25 protein-coding genes and 1 tRNA gene are annotated in these 24,821 nt (G+C 67.0%); 5 read left to right on the top strand and 21 right to left on the bottom strand.

Annotated elements, in window-relative coordinates; all coding sequences use genetic code 11:
• Positions 1-7: 7 nt before the first annotated feature.
• Genes deoA through N7I30_RS09215 form a run of 8 tightly spaced genes read right to left on the bottom strand, consistent with a single transcriptional unit; the run spans position 8 to position 7,366 of the window.
• On the bottom strand, positions 8-1,327 hold the full coding sequence (gene deoA, locus N7I30_RS09250; protein ID WP_498638321.1) for a thymidine phosphorylase: 1,320 nt from the start codon (positions 1,325-1,327) through the stop codon (positions 8-10).
• Complete coding sequence (gene deoC, locus N7I30_RS09245; RefSeq protein WP_498638320.1) at positions 1,327-2,088, bottom strand: deoxyribose-phosphate aldolase; 762 nt, start codon at positions 2,086-2,088, stop codon at positions 1,327-1,329. The genes deoA and deoC overlap by 1 nt, the downstream gene beginning before the upstream one ends.
• Positions 2,081-2,887 carry a purine-nucleoside phosphorylase gene (locus N7I30_RS09240; RefSeq protein WP_498638319.1) on the bottom strand — a complete coding sequence of 269 codons (807 nt, stop codon included), beginning with the start codon at positions 2,885-2,887 and terminating at the stop codon, positions 2,081-2,083. Before N7I30_RS09240 ends, deoC begins: the two co-directional genes overlap by 8 nt.
• A complete protein-coding gene (locus N7I30_RS09235; protein WP_323133097.1) occupies positions 2,884-3,279 on the bottom strand; it encodes a cytidine deaminase in 396 nt (131 codons plus the stop codon). The genes N7I30_RS09240 and N7I30_RS09235 overlap by 4 nt, the downstream gene beginning before the upstream one ends.
• A 2-nt stretch (positions 3,280-3,281) precedes the next feature.
• On the bottom strand, positions 3,282-4,250 hold the full coding sequence (locus N7I30_RS09230) for an ABC transporter permease (protein WP_024351587.1): 969 nt from the start codon (positions 4,248-4,250) through the stop codon (positions 3,282-3,284).
• A complete protein-coding gene (locus N7I30_RS09225; RefSeq protein WP_370196784.1) occupies positions 4,250-5,392 on the bottom strand; it encodes an ABC transporter permease in 1,143 nt (380 codons plus the stop codon). Before N7I30_RS09225 ends, N7I30_RS09230 begins: the two co-directional genes overlap by 1 nt.
• 7 nt (positions 5,393-5,399) lie before the next feature.
• Complete coding sequence (locus N7I30_RS09220; protein WP_498638316.1) at positions 5,400-5,837, bottom strand: VOC family protein; 438 nt, start codon at positions 5,835-5,837, stop codon at positions 5,400-5,402.
• Positions 5,834-7,366 carry an ABC transporter ATP-binding protein gene (locus tag N7I30_RS09215; RefSeq protein ID WP_498638314.1) on the bottom strand — a complete coding sequence of 511 codons (1,533 nt, stop codon included), beginning with the start codon at positions 7,364-7,366 and terminating at the stop codon, positions 5,834-5,836. Before N7I30_RS09215 ends, N7I30_RS09220 begins: the two co-directional genes overlap by 4 nt.
• 159 nt (positions 7,367-7,525) lie before the next feature.
• Here N7I30_RS09215 and N7I30_RS09210 point away from each other — a divergent pair, with 159 nt between their 5' ends.
• Positions 7,526-7,978 (top strand): acyl-CoA thioesterase, encoded by a 453-nt coding sequence (locus N7I30_RS09210; RefSeq protein WP_498638312.1) that lies wholly within the window; start codon positions 7,526-7,528, stop codon positions 7,976-7,978.
• On the top strand, positions 7,975-8,196 hold the full coding sequence (locus N7I30_RS09205; protein WP_024351583.1) for a SlyX family protein: 222 nt from the start codon (positions 7,975-7,977) through the stop codon (positions 8,194-8,196). Before N7I30_RS09210 ends, N7I30_RS09205 begins: the two co-directional genes overlap by 4 nt.
• A gap of 824 nt (positions 8,197-9,020) precedes the next feature.
• Here N7I30_RS09205 and N7I30_RS09200 read toward each other — a convergent pair.
• The 4 genes from N7I30_RS09200 to N7I30_RS09185 all read right to left on the bottom strand — a co-directional run bounded on the left by N7I30_RS09200 (position 9,021) and on the right by N7I30_RS09185 (position 12,464).
• Entirely contained in the window at positions 9,021-9,962 is a 942-nt protein-coding gene (locus N7I30_RS09200; RefSeq protein ID WP_498638310.1) for a nucleoside hydrolase, read from the bottom strand.
• 143 nt (positions 9,963-10,105) lie between these two features.
• Positions 10,106-11,101 carry a BMP family lipoprotein gene (locus N7I30_RS09195; RefSeq protein WP_498638308.1) on the bottom strand — a complete coding sequence of 332 codons (996 nt, stop codon included), beginning with the start codon at positions 11,099-11,101 and terminating at the stop codon, positions 10,106-10,108.
• A 339-nt stretch (positions 11,102-11,440) separates the two neighbouring features.
• Positions 11,441-12,112, bottom strand: coding sequence for a peptide-methionine (S)-S-oxide reductase MsrA (msrA, locus tag N7I30_RS09190; protein WP_210310267.1), 672 nt, complete (start codon positions 12,110-12,112; stop codon positions 11,441-11,443).
• Positions 12,113-12,146: 34 nt separating this feature from the next.
• Positions 12,147-12,464: a hypothetical protein gene (locus N7I30_RS09185; protein WP_475364952.1), complete on the bottom strand. Its 318-nt coding sequence runs from the start codon at positions 12,462-12,464 to the stop codon at positions 12,147-12,149.
• A 325-nt stretch (positions 12,465-12,789) separates the two neighbouring features.
• Here N7I30_RS09185 and N7I30_RS09180 point away from each other — a divergent pair.
• A tRNA-Ser gene (locus tag N7I30_RS09180) sits at positions 12,790-12,879 on the top strand.
• Positions 12,880-12,988: 109 nt separating this feature from the next.
• On the opposite strand, the gene N7I30_RS09175 is transcribed toward N7I30_RS09180, so the two are convergent.
• From N7I30_RS09175 to N7I30_RS09150, 6 genes are all read right to left on the bottom strand, one after another.
• Positions 12,989-13,261, bottom strand: a complete 273-nt coding sequence (locus N7I30_RS09175) for a hypothetical protein (RefSeq protein WP_498638306.1) — start codon at positions 13,259-13,261, stop codon at positions 12,989-12,991.
• Between the two features lie 158 nt (positions 13,262-13,419).
• Positions 13,420-13,842 (bottom strand): hypothetical protein, encoded by a 423-nt coding sequence (locus N7I30_RS09170; RefSeq protein WP_498638304.1) that lies wholly within the window; start codon positions 13,840-13,842, stop codon positions 13,420-13,422.
• A 148-nt stretch (positions 13,843-13,990) separates the two neighbouring features.
• Positions 13,991-15,001 carry a sensor histidine kinase gene (locus tag N7I30_RS09165; RefSeq protein WP_498638301.1) on the bottom strand — a complete coding sequence of 337 codons (1,011 nt, stop codon included), beginning with the start codon at positions 14,999-15,001 and terminating at the stop codon, positions 13,991-13,993.
• 314 nt (positions 15,002-15,315) lie between these two features.
• Positions 15,316-16,056, bottom strand: coding sequence for a Crp/Fnr family transcriptional regulator (locus N7I30_RS09160; protein ID WP_498638299.1), 741 nt, complete (start codon positions 16,054-16,056; stop codon positions 15,316-15,318).
• Between the two features lie 211 nt (positions 16,057-16,267).
• A complete protein-coding gene (locus N7I30_RS09155) occupies positions 16,268-16,663 on the bottom strand; it encodes a response regulator (protein ID WP_187392259.1) in 396 nt (131 codons plus the stop codon).
• The gene (locus N7I30_RS09150) at positions 16,660-20,172 is read right to left on the bottom strand and encodes a chemotaxis protein CheB (RefSeq protein ID WP_498638296.1); all 3,513 of its coding nucleotides are present in this window, start codon (positions 20,170-20,172) and stop codon (positions 16,660-16,662) included. Before N7I30_RS09150 ends, N7I30_RS09155 begins: the two co-directional genes overlap by 4 nt.
• 457 nt (positions 20,173-20,629) lie before the next feature.
• Between N7I30_RS09150 and N7I30_RS09145 the strand changes: the two genes are divergently transcribed.
• On the top strand, positions 20,630-21,490 hold the full coding sequence (locus N7I30_RS09145) for a DUF6692 family protein (protein ID WP_498638294.1): 861 nt from the start codon (positions 20,630-20,632) through the stop codon (positions 21,488-21,490).
• 26 nt (positions 21,491-21,516) lie between these two features.
• On the opposite strand, the gene N7I30_RS09140 is transcribed toward N7I30_RS09145, so the two are convergent.
• Together N7I30_RS09140 and N7I30_RS09135 are read right to left on the bottom strand one after the other, a co-directional pair.
• Positions 21,517-21,735, bottom strand: coding sequence for a hypothetical protein (locus N7I30_RS09140; protein WP_498638292.1), 219 nt, complete (start codon positions 21,733-21,735; stop codon positions 21,517-21,519).
• Positions 21,736-21,742: 7 nt separating this feature from the next.
• Positions 21,743-21,994: a hypothetical protein gene (locus N7I30_RS09135; protein WP_024351565.1), complete on the bottom strand. Its 252-nt coding sequence runs from the start codon at positions 21,992-21,994 to the stop codon at positions 21,743-21,745.
• Between the two features lie 298 nt (positions 21,995-22,292).
• On the opposite strand from N7I30_RS09135, the gene N7I30_RS09130 reads away from it, so the two are divergent.
• Entirely contained in the window at positions 22,293-23,792 is a 1,500-nt protein-coding gene (locus N7I30_RS09130) for a phospholipase D-like domain-containing protein (RefSeq protein ID WP_498638290.1), read from the top strand.
• On the opposite strand, the gene N7I30_RS09125 is transcribed toward N7I30_RS09130, so the two are convergent.
• Complete coding sequence (locus N7I30_RS09125) at positions 23,779-24,738, bottom strand: lysylphosphatidylglycerol synthase domain-containing protein (RefSeq protein WP_498638288.1); 960 nt, start codon at positions 24,736-24,738, stop codon at positions 23,779-23,781. The two genes, N7I30_RS09130 and N7I30_RS09125, sit on opposite strands and share 14 nt — an antisense overlap.
• Positions 24,739-24,821: the final 83 nt, after the last annotated feature.

Genomic DNA, 24,821 nt, shown 5'->3' with positions numbered 1-24,821 from the left:
GAGACGCTCAGCCGATGCGGTCGATGACCGCGGGCCGTGAGCCGCCTAGCCCCGCATCGCCGAAGCTGTAGGCTGCCCGGACCATCGCCGCTGCCGCCTCCGCCGCCGTGTTGTCTCGCGCATGGACCATCGCGATCGGATCGCCCTCGCCCAGCACCGTGCCGATCGGTGCGAGCTCCGTCAGGCCGACAGAATGGTCGACCGCATCCTGCGGCCGCGTGCGCCCACCGCCGAGTCCGACGACGCAAAGGCCGAGCTGCCGCGCATCGACGGCCGTGACGTTTCCCTGCCCCTTCGCCGCAATCGGTCGAACGACCGGCGCCCTGGGCAGATACGCATCCATCCGCTCGACGAAATCGACGGGTCCGCCGAGCGCGGCCACCATCCGGCCGAAGATCTCCGCGGCGCGCCCGTCATCGAGGGCGGCGCGGGCCTCGGCCTCTCCGGCGACGAGATCCGGCGCAAGCCCGGCCAGCACCAGCATCTCCGCCGCCAGCGCCAGCGTCACCTCTTCCAGAGCCGCGTCGCGGTGCTCGCCGGTCAGGAAGTGGACGGCGTTGCGCACTTCCACCGCGTTGCCGGCGGCCGATGCCAGCGCCTGGTCCATGCGGGTCATCAGCGCCGTGGTCTTCAGCCCCGCCCCGTTGGCGACATCGACGAGGCTCGCCGCCAGCGCTCTGGCGTCCGCCTCGCTGGCCATGAAGGCGCCGGAGCCGCATTTGACGTCGAGCACCAGGCCTTCGAGCCCGCCCGCCAGCTTCTTCGACAGGATCGAGGCGGTGATCAGCGGGATCGATTCCACCGTCGCCGTGACATCTCGCACACCGTAGAAACGCTTGTCCGCCGGGGCGAGTTGGCCGGTCTGGCCGATGATCGCGCAGCCGACCTCGCGCACGGTCCGCCGGAACGTCGCATTGTCGGGCATCACCGAATAGCCGGGGATCGATTCCATCTTGTCCAGCGTGCCGCCGGTATGGCCGAGACCGCGGCCCGAGATCATCGGCACGGCCGCGCCGCAGGCGGCAGCGATCGGCGCCAGCATCAGCGAGACATTGTCGCCGATGCCGCCGGTCGAATGCTTGTCGACGACCGGACGGCCGAGATCGGACCAGTCGAGCGTCTCGCCGCTGTCGCGCATCGCCTCCGTCAGCGCGACGGTCTCGTCCCGCGCCATGCTCCGGAAGAAGACGGCCATGGCGAAGGCCGCGACCTGCCCCTCGGTGACGCTGCCGTCGTCGAAGCCGGCGATGAAGGCCTTGATATCGGCCGGATCGAGGGTCTCCCCGTCGCGCTTGGCGCGGATGAACTCCTGCGGCAGGACCGCCATCAGTAGCCGGCCGCCCCGCCGGCCCGCGGCTTGCCGCCCGCCACGGCGAGAAGATCGCCGAGAACGCTGGACGCGCCGAGACGGAAGCGCTCCGGCGTCGCCCAGCCGGGGCCGCAGATCGCCTCGGCGAGTTCGAGATAGCCGCTGGCGTCCTCGAAAGTCTTGATGCCGCCGGCCGGCTTGAAACCGACGTCGCTGCCGGAATCGGCGATCGCGCCGAGCAGCAGCCGGGCGGAGACGGGCGTCGCGTTCTCCGCCACCTTGCCGGTCGAGGTCTTCAGGAAGTCGGCCCCGCCATCGAGCGCCGCCTGGCAGGCCATGCGGATCGCGTCCGGGTCTCCGATCTCGCCGGTCTCCAGGATCGTCTTCAGCCGCGCCGTGCGGCAGGCCGCCTTCACCTGGCGCACCTGGTTCTCGACGAAATCCGGATCGCCCGGAATCTTCCGATAGGCGATCACCAGATCGATCTCCTCGGCACCGTCGGCGACCGCCACGCGGGTCTCGGCGAGGGTGGCGTCCAGATCATCGCCGCCGGCGGGGAAATTCACCACCGTCGCGATGCGGATGGCCGGCGCCAGCTTTTCGCGCGCAAAGGCGACGAATTGCGGCCAGATGCAGATCGCCGCGACCGGCCCTTCCGGCGTCGCCGCCCGGTCGCATAGCGCCGCGACATCGGCCTCGGTGCAGTCGTCGTTGAGATTGGTCAGGTCGAGGCAGGCGATCAGTTGCCGTGCGCGGGCCTGCATGTCGGCATCAGTCATCGAAGCCTCCGTTCTCCAGCATGGCGCCGAGAATCCGCGCCAGCCGTGCGCCACCCTTCGGCGCCATGTCCTTGGTCTCCGCATGGGAGAGTTCGGCGCCGGTCATGCCGGCCCCGTAATTGGTGATCGCCGAGGCGGCGACGACCCTGAGGCCGAAGAACCGCGCCAGGATGGTTTCGGGCACCGTCGACATGCCGACCGCGTCGGCGCCCAGCGTGCGCGCCATGCGGATCTCGGCGGGCGTCTCGAAGGACGGGCCGGAGAACCACATGTAGACGCCGCCGAACAGCGTCTCGCCGGCCGTCTCCGCCGCGGCGGCCAGACGCTCACGCAGCTCGGCATCATAGGCCGCCGTCATGCCGACGAAGCGGGCGTCGGAGGCTTCGCCGATCAGCGGGTTAAGGCCGGAATAATTGATGTGATCCTCGATCATCATCACCGAGCCCGGCGGCATGTCCTCGCGCACCGAGCCGGCCGAATTGGTCAGGAGCAGCCGCTCGATTCCGAGGTCGGCCATCGCCGCGATCACCGGGCGCATCACCGCCGCATCGCCGGCCTCGTAATAATGGACGCGGCCGGACAGGACGAGAATGTCGCGTCCGCCGAGCCGGCCGACGACGATCTCGCCGGCATGGCCCGTCACCGCGCTCACCGGAAAGCCGGGGATCTCGGCGAAGGGGATCCGGATCGCATCCGCGATCGCATCGACCAGCAGCCCCAGTCCCGAGCCCAGCACCATCGCGGCGACCGGGCGGCGGTCGCCCAGCCGGTAGCGCAGATAGTCGGCCGCCGCGCTCATGCGAGGCTCTCGGTGTCGAAGGCGCGGGGCAGGAGTTCGCCCATGGTCACGGTTTCGCGGACGCCGCCCTCGGCGTCGCACAGATGCACCTTCGTCGCCGCATCGGCGAATTCGGCGATACGCTGCCGGCAGCCGCCGCAGGGCGTGCACAGCGGCAGCTTCTCGGCGACCACCGCGACTTCGGCAATCCGCCCGCCGCCATCCATCACCAGATGGCCGATCGCCGTCGTCTCGGCGCACCAGCCTTCGGGAAAGCTGACGATCTCGACATTGCAGCCGGAGAAGATGCGTCCGTCCGTGGTGCGCAGGGCTGCGCCGACCGGGAATTTCGAATAGGGCGCGTGGGCGCGCCGCATCGCGGACTTCGCCAGCGCGAAGAGATCGTCCGCCATTTCTATCTTTCTTTCACATAGGGAACGCCGCCGGCCTTGGGCGGAGTGGCCTTGCCGACGAAGCCGGCCAGCAGGATCACGGTCAGGATGTAGGGCAGCGCCTGCACGAACTGCACCGAGATCTCGCCGATCAGCGGAATCTCGACGCCCTGGACGCGGATCGAGATGGCGTCGAGAAAACCGAAGAGCAGGCAGGCCAGCATTACCGGCAGCGGCTTCCAGTTGGCGAAGATCAGCGCCGCCAGCGCGATGTAGCCCTTGCCGGCGGTCATGTCGCGGGTGAAGCCCGCCGCCTGGGCGACCGCGAGATAGGTTCCCGCAAAGCCGGTGAGGATGCCGCAGATGATCACCGCGCGGTAGCGCAGCCAGGTCACCGAGATGCCGGCCGTGTCGACCGCCGCCGGGTTCTCGCCGACGGCCCGCAGGCGCAGGCCGAACCGGGTGCGGAACATCACCCACCAGGTCAGCGGCACCATCAGGAAGGCGACATAGACGAGGATCGCGTGGCCGGAGAGGATGTCGGCATAGATCGGGCCGATCACCGGCACGTCGGCGATGGCGGCCGCCCCCGGTAGCTCGATGGCGCCGAAGCGGCTGTCGCCGGACAGGCTCGGCGTGCGCCCGCCCTGGGCGAACCAGGCCTGGCCGAGGATGATGGTCAGGCCCGCCGCGATGAAGTTGATGGCGACGCCCGAGACGATCTGGTTGCCGCGATAGGTGATCGAGGCAAGGCCGTGGATCAGCGAGAAGCCGGTTGCGGCGAGAACGCCGACCAGCAGCCCGAGCAGCGCCGAGCCCCAGACCGCCGCGGCCGAGGCCGAGGCGAAGGCGGCGATCAGCATCTTGCCTTCCAGCGAGATGTCGAAAATGCCGGAGCGTTCGGAATAGAGGCCCGCCAGCGCCGCGAAGAGCAGCGGCGTGGACAGCCGGATGGTCGAATCGATGACGTTGATCCAGGCGCCGGCATCCATCAGCGGGACTCCTCGACATCGGCGCCCGCCGGCTCCGCGGTGCGGAACCGCACCCATTGATAGGCCGCGCCGACGCCGGGCCGGAACATGTTCTCCATGGCCCCGGCAAACAGGATGACGAGGCCCTGAATGATGACGATCATGTCGCGCGAGATCGCCGGCATGTCGAAGGCGAGTTCCGCCCCGCCCTGGTAGAGGACGCCGAACAGGATGGCGGCGGGGATGATGCCGGCCGGATGGCCGCGCCCCATCAGCGCGACGGCGATGCCGACGAAGCCGGCGCCGCCGGGAAAGTCGATCAGCAGCCGGTACTGGTCGCCCATCACCGGGTTCAGTGCCATCATGCCGGCGAGCCCGCCGGACACCATCATGGTCACGACGATCAGCCGCGTATGCGACATGCCGGCATAGCGCGCGGCACGCGGCGAGAAGCCCAGCGTGCGGATCTCGTAGCCGAGCCGCGTGCGCCAGATCAGCACCCAGACGAAGAAGGCTGCGGCGAGCGCCACGAACAGCGAGACGTTGAGCGGGGCGCCGCCGAGATTGAAGCCGAACAGCGCGAAGAGCTCCTTCAGCTTCGGCAGCTGCCCGCCCGCCTCGAAGGTGCCGGTGCCGGGCGACATGGTGCCGGCGGGCTTCAGCGCGCCGACGAGGAGATAGACCATCACCGCGGCGGCGATGAAGTTGAACATGATCGTGGTGATGACGATATGGCTGCCACGTTTGGCCTGCAGGATCGCCGGGATGAAGGCCCAGGCCGCGCCGAAGGCGCAGGACAGGGCGACGGCCAGCGGCAGGTTCAGCCACCAGGGCAGGATGCCGCCCAGCGTCAGCGCAACCGCGGCGATGCCGAGGCCGCCGATATAGGCCTGCCCCTCCCCGCCGATATTGAACAGCCCGCCATGGAAGGCGACCGCCACGGCAAGGCCGGTGAAGATGAAGCTGGTGGCGTAATAGAGGGTGAAGCCGATGCCCTCGCCATAGCCGAAGGCGCCACGGATCATCAGCGCCGCGGCCTCGACCGGGCTTTCGCCGACGACGAGGACGACGAGACCGGCGACGGCGAAGGCCACGACGAGATTGATCAGCGGGATCAGACCGTAGTCGATCAGCGGCGGAAGCTTGGCGTAGGGGCGGCTCATGCGGCGGTCACTCGTCGCTCGCGAGAAGGTCGAGATGACCGTCGTCGGACAGCTTGAAGAACGGATTATGGGCATATTCCCACAGATGCCCGTCGAGATCGCGGAAATTGCCGGAGAACCCGCCCCAGAAAACCTTGGCCGGCGGCTTCACCGGCAGGGCACCGGCGGCGAGTGCCCGATCATAGGCCTCGGAGACCGCGTCCACGGAGGGGAAATTCACCGCGAGCGCCACCGATCCGGAGCCCACCGGCAATTCGCCCTCGCCGCCATCGGCGATCATCTCGTCGCGGTTCCACAGGCCGAGAACGATCGACGCGCCGACCATGAAGGCGGTCGATTCGACGCTCTGCGGCGCCTTCGTCCAGCCCAGCGCCTCGTAGAAGGCCACGGCCCGCGCGACATCTGCAACGCCGAGCGTGACGAGGGAGATGCGCGCCGCGCTCATTCCGCCGCCTCCTGGCCCTCGATTCCCGCCATCAGCAGGCCGAGCTCGCCTTCGTTGGCGTCCGGGCTGCGCTCGCCGACGATGCGGCCGGCGAACATGACGAGGATGCGATCCGACAGGGCACGGATCTCGTCGAGCTCGACCGAGACGAGCAGGATCGCCTTGCCGGCGTCGCGCATCTCGATGATGCGCCGGTGGATGAACTCGATCGCACCGACATCGACGCCGCGGGTCGGCTGGCCGATCAGCAGCACGTCCGGATCGCGCTCCATCTCGCGGGCCAGCACGATCTTCTGCTGGTTGCCGCCGGAGAAGTTCGAGGTCTTCAGCCGGCAGTCCGGCGGACGGATGTCATAGGCCTTGATCTTGGCCTCGGCGTCGCGGCGCATGGCGTCGCGGTCGAGCAGCGGCCCCTTGGCGAAGCGCGGATCGCCCTGGTAGCCGAGAATGGCGTTCTCGTTTTCCTCGAAGGGCAGGACGAGACCCATATGGTGGCGATCCTCCGGCACATGGGCGCAGCCCATGCGGCGGATCTCGGCCGGATCGACCTCCTGCGACGGGTCGATGTCGCGCCCCAGCATGGCGATGCGGCCGCTCTCGGCCCGGCGGATGCCGGCCAGCGCCTCCAGGAGTTCCGACTGGCCGTTGCCGGCAACACCGGCGATGCCGACGATCTCGCCGGCCTTCACGTCGAAGGAGACGTCCTCGACCATGACGACGCCGCGCCGGTCGCGCACCGTCAGGCCCGTGACGCTCAGCTTCACGTCGCGCGGCGCGGCCGGCGCCTTGTCGACGGTCAGGAGCACGCGGCGACCGACCATCAGCTCGGCAAGTTCGGCGACATCGGTGTCGGCGGTGCGGCGCGTCGCCACCATCTCGCCCTGCCGCATCACCGAGACATTGTCGGTGATCGCCATGATCTCGCGCAGCTTGTGGGTGATCAGGATGATCGTCTTGCCCTCGTCGCGCAGCTGCCGCAGCACCGCGAAGAGATGGTCCGCCTCGGCCGGGGTCAGGACGCCGGTCGGCTCGTCGAGGATCAGGATGTCGGCGCCGCGATACAGCGCCTTGAGGATCTCGACCCGCTGCTGGCGGCCCACGGGAAGCTCCTCGACGATGGCGTCGGGATCGACGTCGAGCGAATGGTCGCGCTCCAGCCGCTTCAGCTCGGCCCGCACCCTGGCGATGCCGGAAAACAGCAGCGGCGACTGCTCGGCGCCGAGCATGACGTTCTCGACCACGGTGAAGTTCTCGACCAGCATGAAATGCTGGTGGACCATGCCGATCCCGGCCGAGATGGCGGCGTTCGGATCGGAGATGTCCACCGTCTTGCCGCCGACTTTGATCGTGCCGGAATCGGCCTGGTAGAAGCCGTAGATGATCGACATCAGCGTCGACTTGCCGGCGCCGTTCTCGCCGATGATGCCGTGGATCGTGCCACGTTCCACCGCCAGATTGATGCGCTTGTTGGCCCGCACCACGCCGAAGCTCTTGTCGATGTCGATCAGTTCGATCGCCGGATCGGGCATGCAGATTCTCTGGCCTGTCGTCGTTCGCCGGAGCTTAGAGAGCGGGGGCCGTGAATGCCAGTCCATAAGCGGCCCGCACCGCATCGCCGGATCGGGCGTTGCGTTGGCGGCACGCATACGGGATGAGTCGGCAAACGCGGACGACGGACGAGAGCGGCGATGCCGGACGACAGACAACAGGACAGACCGGGGCCGGCACGGCGCGAGGCCTACCGGGCCTTCGTGCCGTTGACGACGCGCTGGTCGGACAACGACATCTATGGCCACATGAACAATGTCGTGCACTACGCCCTGTTCGACAGCGCGGTGAATGGCTGGCTGATCGCCAACGGTCTCCTGGACATCCATCGCGGCGACCGGATCGGGCTCGTGGTGGAGACCGGCTGCCGCTACTTTGCCGAACTCGCCTTCCCCGACCCGGTCACGGCCGGCATAAGGGTGGGCCGGCTGGGCACCTCATCGGTGCGCTACGAGGTCGGGCTGTTTCGCGGCGAGGCCGACACCGCGGCGGCGGAAGGGTTCTTCGTCCATGTCTATGTCGACCGTCACACCCGCCGCCCGGCCCCGCTGGGCGACCGGCTGCGCAACAGGCTTCTGGAGCTGACCCTATGAGCGAGACCGACGACGGCAACGAGAAGCGGATCGAGGATCTGGAGATCATGGCGGCCCACCAGGCCCAGATGATCGAGGATCTGTCGGAGGAATTGCAGCGGGCTTCCGCGGCGATCGAACGGATGCAGCGCAGCCTGCGCTCGCTGGGCGACCGCTTCGAAGCGCTGGAGGACGTGGCGATGCCGCGGCCGGAAAACACCAAGCCGCCGCACTACTAGGCGACGCCGCGCCGAGAGAATCGCACGGTCGATTCGCGCGATCCGCCCAACCTGAGCGGCCAATTTGGCGGCTGGCCGACAGCATGCAAACGGCCGCACAAAAAAATTTCGCAACGTAAGACTAGATTTTCAGCCACGTCGCGTGTACTGACCCACGTCAGTACACGCGCCGATGAAGTCGCTGATGGCCGTTCTACTTTTTCGGCTCGAAGTCGATCAAAGCAACTTGCGCAAACGCTTCGCCCTTCATACGAATAAGGGCGAGGCCGCAAAAGCGGTCTCGCCCTTGCTGCTTAAGGTCGCGAAACGGCGTTCGCTAGCTTGAGCAGCCGCTGTATGTGCTTGGTCTCAACAGCTATAGCGCTACAGCGTTCGAGAAACCTTTTCAATACCGCCGATTGAAGGGACACTCCATGCGCAGTAAGAGCCCACCTCTATCAGCCGAGCTTGCCGCAGAGATTAAGCTCCTCTGGAAGAGTACCGATCTGAACCAAGCCCAAATTGGAGCCCGCTTAGGAGGACTCAATCAAGGGCGGATCTCCGAAGTGATAAACGGGCATCGGTTTGCTGATGTTCCGGCGGCGGAGGAACAGCGCTTTGGCTCGTAAGACAACTACCTACAAACCAGGCCAAGTAGCTCCGCGTTCTGGGCAGTACGAACTCGAAGGACCGAGAGGCGGAAAGACCTCAGTTGAGCGGACCGTAGTTAAGGGGGAACCTTTGCCTCCTTCCGAAAAATCGGGGCAAAGATACCGGCTGGTTGATCCGACGAAACATCGGAGATGACATATATGCCGGGCGGGAAACCGCCCGGCATTGCCTAGTCACGGCAGCCGGGCGATCCGCTCGGTCAGAAGCGCGAAATAGGCATCGGCATCGCCCGAACGCACCCAATGGGCGTTCTGCGGCCGACCGGTGACGCCCCAGTAGTCGCAGACGGTCATGCCGCGGGTCAGAAGACTGCCGGTCTCGACCTCCACATTGACCGGCCGCGCCGTGAAGATGTCGGGGCGTAAGACGAAGGCGGTGACGCAGGGATCGTGCAGCGGTGCGCCCTCCCAGCCGTATTTCTCCAAGTCGAAGCGCTCGGAAAAGTTCAGCATCGCCGCGACCGCAGCGCCCGAGCGATTGCCCAGATCGCCGAAGCCGGCGATCCGGGCGCGCGTCGAGCGCATGAAATGGGTCACGTCGAGGGGCAGGACGGTGATCGCCGCGCCGCTGGCAAAGACGATCGCGGCGGCCTCGGGATCGACATAGATGTTGAACTCGGCCGCCGGCGTGATGTTGCCCCCCTCGAAGCAGCCGCCGCCCATCAGGACGATGTCCTTCAACCGCGCTGCAATGTCCGGCGCCTTGGTGAAGGCGACGCCGAGATTGGTCAGCGGCCCGAGCGCCATCAGCCGGATCGTCCCGGCCGGATGGGCGCGGATCGTCTCGATCAGGAAATCGACGCCATGGCCCTCGCGCGCCGTAAGCGTCGGCTCCGGCAGGTCCGGCCCGTCGAGGCCGGTCTGGCCATGCACATGCTCGGCGGTGACCAGCGGGCGCAGCATCGGCCGCTTGCAGCCGGCATGGACCGGGATCTCCGGCCGGCCGCCCAGCTCCAGCAGCTTCAGCGCGTTCTTCGTGGTCAGCGACAGCGGAATGTTGCCGGCCACGGTGACGATGCCGAGAATGTCGAGCTCCTCCGGCGAGGCGAGCGCCGTCAGAATCGCGACGGCGTCGTCCTGGCCGGGATCGGTGTCGAAGATCACTTTCTGGGTCATCGTGCCTGTCCTTCGCCGTTGTCCGCGGCCCGCCGATAGCACCGCACGCCGGACGGCGAAAGCGTGCAGGTACCGGGCCCCGTTACGAAAAAGGCGCCCCGCGAACGGGACGCCTTTCGATCACGCCGCGACGAAGCGCGGGATCAGTAGGGGCAGCTGGAATCGGTGCTGTAGTCGTGCACCTCGATCTTGCCGTCGATGATGTCCTGCCGCGCCTGGTCGACGGCGGCCTTCATCTCCTCGGTAATCAGATCGGCATTGTGCTCGTCGAGGGCATAGGCGACGCCGTCATTCTCAAGGCCGAGGGTCACGATACCGGGCTTCCACTCGCCCTTCGCCGCGTCCTCGAAGGTCGTGTAGACCGCCGTGTCGACGCGCTTGACCATCGAGGTCAGGACGTGGCCGGGAAACAGCATGTTCTGGTTGGAATCGACGCCGATGCCGTATTTGCCCGCATCGGCCGCGGCCTGCAGCACACCGATGCCGGTGCCGCCAGCCGCGTGGAAGACGACGTCCGCGCCCTGGTCCATCTGCGACTTGGTCAGTTCGCCGCCGCGCACCGGATCGTTCCAGGCCGCGCCGGTCGTGCCGGTCATGTTCTCCAGGACCTTGGCGTCCGCCTTCACCGACTTGACGCCGCCGGCATAGCCGCAGGCGAATTTCGAGATCAGCGGAATATCCATGCCACCGACGAAGCCGACCGTGCCGGTCTCCGACTTCATCGCCGCCAGGATGCCGACGAGGTAGGAGCCTTCCTCTTCCTTGAAGAGGATCGACTGGACGTTCGGCGCGTCGACGACCGCGTCGATGATGGCGAACTGGGTGTCGGGATATTCCTTGGCGACCGCTTCCAGCGCCGCGGCCTGGCTGAAGCCGACCGAGATGATCGGGTTTGCGCCGTCACGGGCGAAGCGGCGCAGCGCCTGCTCGCGCTGGGCGTCGTTGGTGATCTCGAACTCGCGATATTCGGTGCCGCTGTCGGCCTTGTACTTCTCGGCGCCGTTATAGGCGGCCTCGTTGAAGGATTTGTCGAATTTACCGCCGAGGTCGTAGAGCAGCGCCGGGGCGAAATCGGCGGCCGAGGCCGAGGAAGCCGAAAGGAGCGTGGCGGCCAGAAGTCCGGCCAGGAACTGTTTCATGTGATCCGATCCCTGTTGCAATGGGCTGGTGGCGACAGGCCCTAGAGACCCGTCTGGCTCGCGGCGCCGGCACAGCCCCGCGTCTGTCCCGAAGACTGGCATGGCCGCCGCCGGAAATCACGCGGAATCAGATCACTTGGTGTACGCCCACCACCCCGGGCGGATCGCCCTTCACCGCCACACGCGCCCACCCCGCTCAAATCCCCGGCGTCATCCTCGGGCTCGACCCGAGGACCATGCCAAAACGCCAGAACCGCCGCTCCGGCGACGAACTGGCTTCAGGGCAGCGCTTCGATGGCCGGAGCGCGCCCGCACCCCCGCCCTATCCTGCCGTCAGCGCTATTGCGCCGCTTCCGCCCCGAGGCCCACCGGGCAGGACACGCCGGTGCCGCCGACGCCGCAATAGCCGCTCGGATTCTTCGCCAGATATTGCTGGTGATAGCCCTCGGCATAGTAGAACTCGCCGGCCGGGCGAATCTCGGTGGTGATCGTCCCCTTGTGCCCCGCGGCCGTCAGCGCCTCCTGATAGGCGGCCTTCGACGCCTCGGCGGCGGCCCGCTGATCGTCCGAGGTCAGGTAGATCCCCGAGCGGTACTGGGTGCCCATGTCGTTGCCCTGGCGCATGCCCTGGGTCGGGTCGTGGCCCTCCCAGAAGGTCTTGAGCAGCGTCTCGTAGCTGATCCTTGCCGGATCGAAGACCACCAGCACGACCTCGTTGTGACCGGTCTGGCCGGTGCAGACCTCCTGGTAGGTCGGGTTCGGCGTCGTGCCGGCCGCATAGCCTGCAGCCGTCACCACCACGCCCGGCAACTGCCAGAACTTGCGCTCGACACCCCAGAAGCAGCCCATCCCGAAGATCGCCGTCTCCAGCCCGTCGGCGAACGGGCCCTTCAGCGCTTCACCGTTGACGAAATGGGTCTCGGCCGTCTCGATCGGCGCATCGCGGCCCGGCAGCGCGTCCTCGGCGCCCGGCAGCTTCATCTTCTTGGAAAACATGTCGAGAATATACATCGTCTGCTCCTAACTGTCGTTTCTGGCGGTCCGGTCAGCGCAGCGAAGGCCGGCGCCGGGACCATGGCTTGCGGCCGAGGACGAGGAAGACGAGGCCGGCAACGCCCGCCGTGATCGCCACGGACCAGCGGCCGATCTCGTGGGTCGCGGTGGCGAGCGTCGCGCTGTCGGTCGCCGGCGGCAGGCTGCTGCCGATAAGGGCTAGCGCCTCGGCGACGGTCAGAAGCCGCGCCGTTTCGGCCGCCAGGCTGCGGGCGATGTCGCCGACGGCGAACACCACGCAGACGCAGAGGAACAGCGTTCCGAACAGGCGCAGCAGCAATCGCATCGTCTCTCCCTCGCGTCGTTCCATGGCCCGCTTCGCGCTTCCGGCGGCCCGGCCCCGTCATCTCGCCCCGTCATGCCGACGGCCTGCGGCGAAGCAGCCATGACGGCGAGACTAGCACATTCGAATGGCCCACCGAGGATAGGTGGGGGCACTGCCGCGCCGGCACAATCGCCGCTGGCAGAAGGCCGCATCACGGTTTGGCGAAATCGGCTCTTGAACCGCGAAGCGTTCTGGCTATAGTCCGCGCCGTTCGAGAGGGCCGCGAACGCACTGATTTGGTGCGCTCCGGCCCGGTCGCCTTTCAGGCGTCACAGACGGCCAGACCGCCCGTTTGTAGCCTCGAACATCTGGTGAGGTGGCCGAGTGGTTGAAGGCGCACGCCTGGAACGCGTGTATACGGGAAACCGTATCGAGGGTTCGAATCCCTCTCTCACCGCCATTAAACGCCCGCCCGCGGCGTCGGCGACAAACCTCTGACAAATTTCGATATTCTGGAAACTGCGGCGTCGCAAAGCGTTCCGCACCATCATCCTGCGTCCTGTTCGCGCCTAGCGCGCCGGAACCTGGTGGCCGAACGCCTGCGCGGAGCCTCCATCGAATCCGTCGGATCGCAGCGGGTTTCGGGCCTTCTCGAACCGGAGCGGAAGGCTGCGGCGGGAGGCTTCCTGGATGATGCCGAGCTCGATGGCGGTTTCGTCGAGCGGGTCCTGCAGGGAATATGCTGCCAGGATGCTGGCCTTGATCTCGCCGAAGACGAGCGATCCTGCATCATGTGCGCGTTCCACCGCTTCGCCGATGGCCTCCCTCAACGACATCTGCATCGCCCGCTCCGATTCGATCTTCTCGATCGTCTCAGTCTGGCCGGTCCGGGCGAGCCGCTCGCTTAACTGGTATAAGCAGACCTTATTGTTTCGGCCCGGGGGCGCTGTTTGAAAGCCCCTCGATGACAGCGCGCTTCATGCCACGCAGGCAGCGGCGCTCATTCGTCCGTTTCCCTTGCTTCGGCGACCGCAAGTTCCAGCCCTTCGATGAGGATGAACACCAGGCTAGACAGCAATCCCGCGACGAACCAGCTCATCGCGCCCGATAGCCAGTGGCCGATCAGAGTGGTGACGCCCAGCGCCAGGCCGACGGAGACAAAGTTCATCATGCGGCCGAACAGCCGGGTGCTGGTGGATTCATCGTCCGGCTGGTGCTGCAGGAACAGGAGAGCCAGCCATTCGGCCACCATGAAGGCCAGAACGGTGCCGGCGGCCCCGGCGAATATCCGCACCGCCGAAGCGGGGGCGACGAGGTTCAGCAGCGCGAAAGAGCCCGTGATGGTCGTCGAGAAGGCGAAGGCCGACGAATTGTCCATCACGCTCAACCTGAGGTTCTTCAGGATCAGGCTCGATCGGCGCATCGCCTCCCCCAGTGCCTTGCAGTCGGCGATCGGCGAAACCGGCGCCCACCCGAGCCACGGCGCCACGGTCTCCGCCGGGGCCGCTGAAACACGGAAGCTCGCCGATTGGCCGGACGGTCCCCCGCCGCGTCGTGGAACGGCCGTTCGCCTATGCCTTGCCGAGCGGTATCGAAATCTCACATTCCATCTTGTGCCGATCAAGCCGGATCGTCGTGTGGGCGTCGATCTGGTAGCCGAGGGTGCGCTTCAGGAGTTCGAAGCCGAAGCCGTCGCGGATCGTCTCCGGCAGCGGATCGCGCAAACCCGTCTCGGCCCATTCGAAGTCCAGCCACCGCGTTCCGTCCCGATCGTCGAGCCGCCATGTGACGCGCACCGATCCGTCGGGCGTCATCAGCGGACCGTATTTGATGGCGTTCTGGGTCAGTTCGTGGACGGCGAGGGCCAGCGGTTCGGCGATGCGCGCCGGCAAACGGATCGGCGGCCCGTCGATGTGGACATTCTCGCCTTCGCGCAGTGCTCCGGCCAGGATTTCCTCGGCAACGATCTCGACCAGCGCGACGTCGCCGGCCGCACTGCGGGCGACATAGGTCTGGATACGGCCCAGTGCGTCGAGCCGCCCTTCCAGATGGCCCGCGAAATCGGTGACGCTGGCGCTCGTTTCGCCGGTGCGCCGTACGATCGACCGGATGTTCGCCAGATTGTTGCGGACGCGGTGCTGCAGTTCCGCCAGAAGCCGGCGCTGCTCGTTCCTCAGATTCTGCAGATCGTCGACATCGGTCGCGGTGACCAGCCACACCGGCGCGTCGGTATTGTCCGGATCGGGAACGGGAAGCGCAGACCCCATAATCTTGAACCACCGGTAGCTGCCGGTTCGCGCCTCGAGGATCCGAATATGGGCAGCGCGGCCCGGCTCGTCCGCAGGCACGCTGGCTGCGAGCGCGGTCTCGCGGTCCTCGGGATGAACTGCCTCGAGCCAGACGCGCCGGCGGTTCTCCGCCGGATCGAGGCCCGTGTAGCTCACCCATTGCGGGCTCGCCCAGGACCATCGTCCATCCGCGGCAAAGCCCCACAGGAGCGCCGGAACCGCCTCCACGATCGTCGACAGCCAGGCCTCCCTCGCCTCCCGGGAGCGCGATTGCGAACGGTCCGGCCCGGCCATCAAGCTGTCCTTTCGCGTGCGGATCCGGCCCCGCTTGCGGCCGTCATGGGGACGAAGAGAGCTCGCCCGGGCGACACCAATCATTCGTTCCCCGGCGGATCGCGTTCCGGGCCATGGCCTATCCGGGTCTTCAAATCTGTCTCCCGGCTCCACGAAACTCTCCCCGCAAACAGAAGCAAAGCGTCGATCGCGTAAGATGCCCTTCGGGCCTTTGCATCCTCGCGGCAGCCTTGCCCGATCATTGCGTTTTCCAGACACCCAACCGCCTCCGCTCCCGTTCGGTTCAGACGATTGTCGGCATTTTCTGCGCACGGCTAGGTATTTGCCGCCAGATGGCTGCCTTCCTGACCGAGGTGCAGATAGTTCGGATTGAACATGGCGGCCTGCTGCAGACCCGGCAGATCGAGAATGCGCAGGCGGGAATCGTGCAGGTGGATGAGGTTGGACCTGCGCAGATCCTGCAGCACGCGGTTGACGCTGACGGGTGTCAGGCCGGTCGCCTCGCCGAGCTCGCTCTGGGTCAGCGGAAACAGGCAGGCGCCATCGGTGACGAGCCCGACGCAATCGAGCCGCGTGTAGAGTTCGCAGATCAGATGGGCGATGCGCTCGCGCGCGTCGCGCTGGCCGACATTCATCGTCCATTCCCGCTGGACCGCCGCCGTGACCAGCGTGTCCCACCACAGCGCCTGCATCACGCGGGGGCTTCGGGCGATGGCGCGTTCGAAGGCATCGCGCGAGATCTCCAGCACCGTGACCGATGTCAGCGCCGCGATCGAATGGTCCATGTATTTGAGGATGAAGATGTTCAGGTCGCAGATGTCGCCGGGAACGAAGATCGACATGATCTGCCGCTTGCCGTTCTCCAAATCCTTGTAGCGGCAGGCCCATCCGTCGAGGAACAGATTGACGACCTCCGGCTTGTCGCCCTCGTTGATGATCGTTTCGCGGGCCCGGTAGAGGCGCTGCCGATGCTGTGCGAGCGCCTCGAGAGCGTCCCGATCGTCCGATGCCAGCCGCGTGAAATGCTCGAGCTTGCGGATCAGCTTGTGGGGCATTGCACTCCAGTCCGGACGATCGCCTGTCGAAGAGAATCCTCCTCGAAAGATCATGCCCGCGAGGGGGCCGCAGCGATCGACGCCGCTCAGCCCAATAACCTATCACTTCGCTGGATGGTGGCCTCAACTTTCTCTGTAAAGCACTGTTTCCGTAGGCATGACCCAAGCGGACCGATCCGCCTGCGGGCGCCGGCCGCTGCGCGCCGAAAGGCTACCGCCCCTGGCCGAACAGCTCGCGCATCAGCCTGGCGGCGTCGGTCGGCTTCTCGTAGAGCGGGACCTTGCTGTAGGATTGCGGAATGGCCCAGCGTTCATAGCCGCTAGAGAAGACATAGGGGACCTTGCGCGCGCCGAGGGCGTCGGCAAGCAGGAAGATCATCTCGCCGCGCAGATTGATGTCGAGAATCGCCGCGCTGACCTCCGTCTCGGTTTCCAGGCAACGCATGGCGCCGTTCACATCGGCAAAGGGCCCCAGCACCTCGGCGCCGGACGATCGCAGGCTGCGGCTCATGTCTTCCGCAAGAAAGTACTCGTCCTCGACGAGAAGCACGCGTTTGCCGGAAAGGTCGAGCCGGCGATCACTCTGCCTGTTCGCCACCATATTCATGGTTCGCTCCTCTCGTTACCGCCTTGCGATATCCGCCTGACCGGTAGGTCGATCGTGCATTCGACGCCATCGTCGGTCAGGCGATAGGTCGTACGCGCATCAAGCTGGAAAGGCAGCGCCTTCTCGATGAGTTCCCGGCCGAAGCCGCCGGCCGACATCGGACTCTTGCGTTCCAGGCTCATCTCCACGCCGGTTTCGATCCATTCGAGATGCAGGAATTCCACGCCGTTCGCGTCCGTCTGCCGGCGCCACGATACCGCCAGCCGGCCGTTCCCCACCAGCGCACCGTATTTGGTCGCATTCGTGGTCAGTTCATGGATCGCCAGTGCGAAGGTCTGGAGCGTCGCGGAGCGCAGCTCGACATCCGCCGGCCCGTCCAGCACCACCCGGTCGCCCAGCGTGTCCGGATCGCCGCCCTGGGCGGCCAGCTCGGCGTGGACGAGTTCCAGGAAGGTCACGCGCTGGCCGCTTTCCAGTCGCGACAACATGCCGTTGACCCGCGACAGGGCGTCGAGACGGGTGTGATATTTCGCCAGGAAGGACTGGGTGGATTCTGCCCCTTCGGCGGTCTTTTCGGCCAGCGAGCGGACCACGCCGAGAAGGTTGCGGGTGCGGTGCTGCAATTCGGCGACGAGAACCCGCTGGCGCTCCTGGAAATCCTTGCTCTCTGTAATGTCGCTGGCGATGCCGAACCATTCGGTCAGCGCGCCGGACCCGTCGAAGATCGGGACGGCCCGCGCCAGCGCCCAGGCGCCGGTGCCATCGGCGCGCCGGGTCCGGTATTCGATCTCGAAGGGGGCCTGACGGGCGACGGCCGCGGTGACCGTCTCCTCGACCTGCTGACGGTCTTCGGGCTGGATGAAGCGCGCGAACCAGTTGTCGCCGCCGCTGTCGTCATCGCCAAGGCCCGCCTCGCCGGACAGCTCGCGCATGCGCGACCAGTCCGAGTTCATCCGGTACATCACCTGCGCACTGGCCTGGACGAGCGCCCGCAGCCGGCGTTCCGACTCGGCCAACCGGCGCTCCATCTCGAGGCGCTCGGTGATGTCGACGAAGGTCATCACCGTGCCGTCGATCCGGTCCTCGATGGTGCGATAGGGGCGCACCCGCATCATGTACCAGCGTCCGTTGCGGCTGCAGACCTCGCTTTCCAGCGGCGCCAGATCGCGCAGCACCTTCTTCACCTCCCGCTCGATGCCGTCATGCTCGAGCTGATGGGTGAAGTCGGTGATCTGCCGGCCGACATCACTCTCGGCGATGTTGAACAATGCCGCGACCGGCGGCGTGAACATCTTGATGCGCAGCTGGGCGTCGAGGAAGAGCGTGCCGATCTCGGTCGCCGTGGTCAGGTTCTGCAGGTCGCTGTGCGCCGAGGAAATGCTCTGCAGCTTGACCTTCAGCTCGGCATTGACCGTCTGCAGTTCCTCGTTGATCGACTGCAGCTCCTCCTTGGAGGTTTCCAGTTCCTCGGAGGTGGACCGGTACTCCTCGTTGATGGATTGCAGTTCCTCGTTCGCCGCCCGCAGATCCTGGATCGAGGCCTCGTGCTCGTGGCGGCTGGCGACCAGGGCCTCCTGCGCGGCCTTCAGCTCGGCATGGAGGCGGCGCATCTCGCCGGGCTCGGCGAGGGCTTCGGGATCCGGGCCCTCGTCGATCTCGGCCGGCCCCCCGTCATTGAACAGGACCAGCGTCTGCACCGGCGCGGCCGACCCGTGGGTCACGGGGATCACGGACAGGGTGATCCTGCGGATCGCCCCTTCCATGTCCACCGCCACCGGATGGGTCACCGTCGGCAGCTTCTGATCGAACGCCTTGCCGAGCGCCATCTTCAGGTCGAGGCGCAGTTCCGGCCGCACGACCGCCGAGAGCCGGCTGGTGAACGGACCGGACGAGTGCAGGATGAACCGGCCTGCCGTCGGCGACATGTGCAGGATGTTGTAGCCGGCATCGACCAGCACGCTGGGCGGCGCGAAGCGTTCGAGGGCCGAAGCGTGGGTATCGGTCGGCGTCGCCGCCCGTCCGTCGCGCGCGGCCTGCGGCTCGGCGGCCTGCGCGTAGCCCGTGGCGCGATGGTCGGCGACCAGTTGCGGCAGTTCCGGCTGCATTCCGGGCGCCTTGGGCAGGCTGCGATAGATCCGCGCGTCCCGCTCGACGGTGGCGAACAGGTCCGGGCTGGAATCCGCGGTCTCGGCCGAGCCGAGGAACAGGTAGCGGTTGCCCCGCAGCCCGTAATGAAAGATCGAGCAGATCTGCTTCTGCAGCGAGCGCTCCAGATAGATCAGCAGGTTGCGGCAGGCGACGAGATCCAGCCGCAGGAAGGGCGGATCGCGCAGCACACTGTGCGACGCGAACAGGACGCAGTCGCGGACCTCCTGGTTGACGCGGTAATGGGTGCCGTCGTCGTGGAAGTAGCGGGCGAGGCGCTCGTCGCTGACATCGGCACGGATCGAATGGGGGTAGCGGCCCTGCCGGCCCGTCGCCAGGGCGCCCTCGTCGAGATCGCTGGCGAAGATCTGGATCGGCACCTGCACCTTGCGCCGCTCCGCTTCCTCCAGCATCAGGATGGCCAGGCTGTAGGCCTCCTCGCCGGTGGCGCAGCCGGCGACCCAGGCGCGGATGCCCTCTTCCTCCAGATTGTCGAAGATCGGCGCGATCGCGCAGCGCGCGAGCGAGGCGAAGGCGTCATTGTCCCGGAAGAACATGGTCACCGAGATCAGGAGGTCGCCGAACAGGTCCTGCGCCTCTTCCGGCGTGCTCTTCAGATAGTCGGCATATTCGGCGATGCTGGTGATGCGGTTGACCTGCATGCGGCGCAGCACGCGGCGCATCACCGTCGCGCGCTTGTAGCTGGAGAAATCGTGTCCGGTCCGGGCCCGCAGGAAGGTGGTGATGCGCCGCAAATCGTTGGCCGCGCCGCCCTCGTCGAGCGAGCGAACCGCCTCCTTGCTGCGCGCGACCTCGCCGATCCGCTCCACCAGCCGGGCGATGGGGCCGACGAAATCCGCCGCGCCGGTGGCGATGGCGCTGTGCGGCATCGACGGAAAGCCCGCCTCGGCCGGCTCCTGCACGAAGACGACGCCGCCCGCTTCCTTGATCGAGCGAATGCCGATCGCGCCGTCCGAGCCGGCCCCGGTCATGACCACCGCCAGACCATCGCCGCGCCCGGCCGCGATGGAGCGGAAGAACATGTCGATCGGCGCGCGATGCCCTCTGGGTTCGGTAAAGGGACGGGCGGCGATCGAATCCCCTTCGATGACCAGTTCGCGATCGGGCGAGATCACATAGACGCAGTCTGGCTTCAGGGCGGGCCCGTCATGGACCTCGTGGACCGGCATGGAGGTGCAGGCCGCCAGGATCTCGCTGAGAGCGCTCGGATGGTCGGGCGCCAGATGGACGATGACCACATAGGCCAGTCCGAGATCGTCGGGAATCTGCCGGAAGAAGCTGCGGAGCGCCGAGACGCCACCTGCGGACGCGCCGATGGCGCAGACCGGCGTGAAGCGTTCCATATTGGCGCCTGGACCAGCGCTCCCGTCGGACATGAAGCCTCATCGAATCTGCGTCATTCCCCCTTGGATATACGCCACGGTTGCACATTTGACAGCGCGACCCCGCCGGGACCGGCGTCGATCATGTGGCTGGCTTACGTTAGCGCGCGGATAGGGTCGCGAACGCAGCGCCTCGCCTGCATGGCGCTGCGGCATGACGGCCTGTTCCTGACCTTGGGTGAGTAGGCGCCTCTCGAAGTCGTGAGGAACCCGTCGCGCCGCGACCCGTTCGGCCAAAAAGCCCGCTGTAGGCGAGCCTACCGCATGACGTCCGGCCGATGCCCTGCAGGCAACAGGCGGGAGAGGCGACGAGCCAACACCGGCGGGACAAGGTGCCGCCCGTTTGCTGGTGAGGTTCGAACGGCGGCCGCATCGTCCGGTCCGTGCCCCGCAGGCCGATCAAGGAGAAGCCAGACCGATGTCCTATGTGCGATTTGGACTGATGATCCTCACCTCGACCGTGGTGATGTTCATCCTGATGTATCTCAACACCTACGCCCTGGAGCACGTCTTCTTCTCGGAGACGCGCACCTACATGGCGATCCTGATGGGCGCCACCATGGCCGTCATCATGCTGGCCTACATGCTGGGAATGTATGCCAACAAGGCGCTGAACATCGCGATCTTCGCGGGCGCCATCGTCGTCTTCGCGCTCTCCCTGTGGCTCGTGCGCAGCCAGGTCACTGTCTCCGGGTCGAGCTACATGCAGGCGATGATCCCGCACCATTCCATCGCCATCATGACCTCGGAGCGGGCGCAGATCAGCGATCCGCGGGTGCGGAAGATGGCGGACGAGATCATCGAGGCGCAGCGGCGCGAGATCGCCGAGATGCGCTACCTCATCGCCGAGGTGTCGGACGGCAACACGGTGGATTCCATCTATCAGGACCCGCCGGCCGAGGTCGGCACGGTGGAGGACGCCCTCGGCCAGGCCCTGGTCTCGACGCTCGACCCCTCCCCGATGCCGAAGGCCGAGGCAGACGAGATCCTTGCAGCCGGATCGCGCTGCGTCTTCCACCGCAGCCGCGAGACCGATCCCATCTTCTGGGCCGCGCAGGACGGCGCCGACGGAGCCATGAAGCTGAACGGCATCCTCGTGCCGCTGGAAGCGCAGGACCGGACGGAGACCGGCGTCGTCTACGGCGCGCCGGGCGTATCCGTCGCCGTCCGTCCCCTGGGGGAGGAGGCCGACTGGCGCTCCGATGCCGAACTGGTCTTCACCCTCGATCAGGGCCTGACGATCGGCTATCGCGGCTTCTACGGTTGTGACACCGCCTGAACGGGCAGCATCGCCGTGGTCCGCCATCATCGATCCTGCCAGGATCGCCCGGACCGCCGCCGCCCCTGTTCATAGGCAAAGCCGGCGAGCCAGATGGCATGGTCGGCGGTGCTGGTGCCGGCGAAGCGCGCATTAGGGCCCTCTTCCCGGCAGGCGCGGCGGCCCTCGGCCCACACGGCCCGTTCGCGTTCCGCCTCGCGCATGCTCGCCGCGAGGGCGCCGACCGACTGATCGACCGCACTCATCCGCGGGTCAGAGGGCCACGATCGTGCCGGCCCCGTCGTCCTTCAGACGCTCGACGGCCTCCCGCGATCCCGGTTCCATGGCCACGCCGAGCCGTCCGCCTTCGGCGATGATGAAGCGGGCGAGATCGTCGACCCGCTCCTCGTCGGTGATGCCGTTGGCCGCGGCGATGCGCCTCGCGGTCTGGCGGACGATCATCAGCGAGCCCGTGGCTGCTGCGCGTGCGACGGCTTCCACCGCCTGTTTCTGGGTCTGATCCATCGAATGTCTCCACGTTTTCTTCGTTCTGGCGAAGCCGCGGAAACGTGTCCCTAAAGTATGATAGCGCCCCACCGGCGCCGCTTGGTCCCTCGGGTCACAAGGCGCCGCCAGGGGCGCATGGAAATTTCCGTTGCCTGACAACGAAGCGCGTTCGGCTGGGCAATTCGCGACTTATGTGCCGCCACGTGATCGCCGCCGGCCGGACAGCGCTCCCGGAGCAATGCTCATCCCGTTCCCGGCGGAATATGCACGACTATATCCGTCGGTTGACGCTTCCCTCACGAACACGCGAGACGGAATGAGGCAGGACACGACCGAGGCCCCCACCATGTACGGACATGACGCGGCAGACGCGCCGGCACCCTGCGCCCTGTTGCAGGCGGGGCGGAACTGCCGAAGCGTCTCGCGTGCCGAGACGGCCACCGTGCTCGTCGATGGCGCGCGATATTTCGCGCGTCTGGACGAATGTCTCGAAGGGGCCCGGCACTCGATCGTCATCGTCGGATGGGACTTCGACGCCAGTGTCCGCCTGCGCCCCGATGCGGATGGCAGCGGCACGACACTCGGCGACCGTCTGCGCTCGCTGGTCGAGGCACATGAGACGCTCGAGATCCACATCCTGATCTGGAGCTTCGCGGTCGCGCATGCCCCCAGCCATGGCATGTCGCTGCTCTTCGGCGGCGACTGGCAGGATCATCCGCGGATCCATCTGAAGCTCGACCGCACGAACCGCTTCTACGCGTCCCATCACCAGAAGATCGTCCTCGTCGACGGGGTGCGCGCCTTCGTCGGCGGGATCGACCTGACCGTCGGCCGCTGGGATACGCAGGAGCATCGCCCCGCCGACAGAAGACGGGTCGAGGCCGACGGATCGAAGGCGCGGCCGGTGCATGACTGCCAGGTCGCCCTGACGGGCCAAGTCGTTGGCGACCTCCTGGCCATTGCGGCCGAGCGCTGGCAGCGGGCTACCGACGAGGCGCCGCGATTTGCCGGCCCGGCCACAGGACCGGTCGCCCGGCAACCCGAACGATCCCCCGATTTTCGGCATGTGCCGGCGGGCATCGCCGTCACCGATCCGGGCGGCGGCTGGCGCGGGCCACCGCCCGTGCGCCACGCAGCCTGGCTGACGGTCGACGCGCTGCGCAGCGCAGGGCGGACGATCTATATCGAGAACCAGTATTTCGCCGGCGCGCTTGCCCGCACCATCCTGCCCGAACTGCTCGAAGCCCCGGACGGCCCGGAGATCGTGGTCGTCACCACGCGCAGCATGAACGGCTTCGTCGAGCAGCTCTCGGAAGGCACGAACCGGGACCGGCTCCTGCGCCATCTGAAGCGGTTCGACCGCCACGACAGGCTGCGGGTATTCCACCCGATGCAGGGCCCGGTCTCCGACCCCGACGAGATCTTCATCCATTCGAAGATCCTCGTCGCCGACGACGGCTTCCTTCGGGTCGGGTCGACGAATTTCAACAACCGCTCCGTCGGCGTCGACACCGAATGCGACCTCGGCCTCGTCGCCGATACGCCGGAGCATCGGGCCGCGATCCGCTCAATCATGGCCCGGCTGGTCGGCGAACATCTCGGCGCCGATCCGGCGACGGTGCTGGAGACGCTTGCAGAGACCGGTTCGCTGATCCGCACCATCGACCGGCTGAACGGCGGCGACCGGCGCCTCGTCGGCTTTCCCGCCCTCGCCTCCTCAGGCCCGCGGCGGCCGCAACTCGGCACGCGTCTGCTCGATCCGATCGCCCCCTTCGGCACGGCGGCCTGGTGGCGCGGCCGCTTCAGCTGCTCCTGACCGAGGCGTCGGACGACGTCTTCGAGCGCCAGACGGTTTCGGTGACGGCCAGAACCAGGCCGCCGATGGCGAGCGGCACGAGGAAATAGGTAAAGCGGAAGACCAGCACCGCCGTCAGCAGGCCGCGACCGGACAGGAGCGTCACCACGACGGCTTCGAAGACACCGAGCCCGCCCGGCACGTGGGTCAGCATGACGCCGGCATTGGCGAGGACATAGACCGTGGCCGCCGACAGATACGGCACCTCGGCGATCCCGAGCAGCGCCTGGTGGAGGCAGGCCGCGACCAGGGCGAAATTGGTGGCGCCGAGCGCGACCTGCCCCAGCGCCAGGCGCAGGCTCGGCATTTCCAGAACGAAGGAGCGGAATGTCAGGGGACGGCGCAGGAAGGCGGCGAGAAGCAGATAGATGACGACCCCCAGCGCCGCGACGGCGCCGATGGCCAGGACCATGCCCTGGCCGAGACCCGTCACCTCCGCCGCGAGCCCCGGGCGCAGAAGGACGGCCAGTGCGCCGAGGGTGGCGAGGCCGACGGTCACCGTGAGCCCGGAAAACAGGATCAGCTTGGCCACGTCACCGGTCGACAGGCCCCAGCGCCGGTAGAAGCGGTAGCGGATGGCGCCGCTGCTCAGGCCGGCAAAGCCGATGGAATGGCCGAGCGACAGCGACACGAAGGAGGCCAGCGCCACCTTGGGATAGGCCAGCCGGTGGCCGACATAGCGGGTGCCGAGAAGGTCGAACAGCGTGAGCGTCGCGTAGCTTCCCGCCGCGAACATGCCGGACAGGGCCAGATGGTCGAGGGGAAACGCCCGCAGCGCCTGCATCAGTTCGGCCAGGCTGTAGTCCCGCAGCGTCCGCCAGATCAGATAGCCGGCCAGCGCCACGAAGCTGGCGATGCCGATGCGCCAGAGCCAGGTCAGCCATCGACCCTTCGCATCCGCATCCATGTTCGTCTCCGATCGCAAGAAGTCAGTGGCCGGCGAAGCCGGGCGCCGGCCTTGGCCCCGCGCCGCCGCCGAAGGCTGTCAGA

It is taken from the genome of Aurantimonas litoralis, assembly GCF_026153195.1.
Taxonomy (GTDB): domain Bacteria; phylum Pseudomonadota; class Alphaproteobacteria; order Rhizobiales; family Rhizobiaceae; genus Aurantimonas; species Aurantimonas coralicida.
This window is presented reverse-complemented; position numbering and strand designations above follow the sequence as displayed.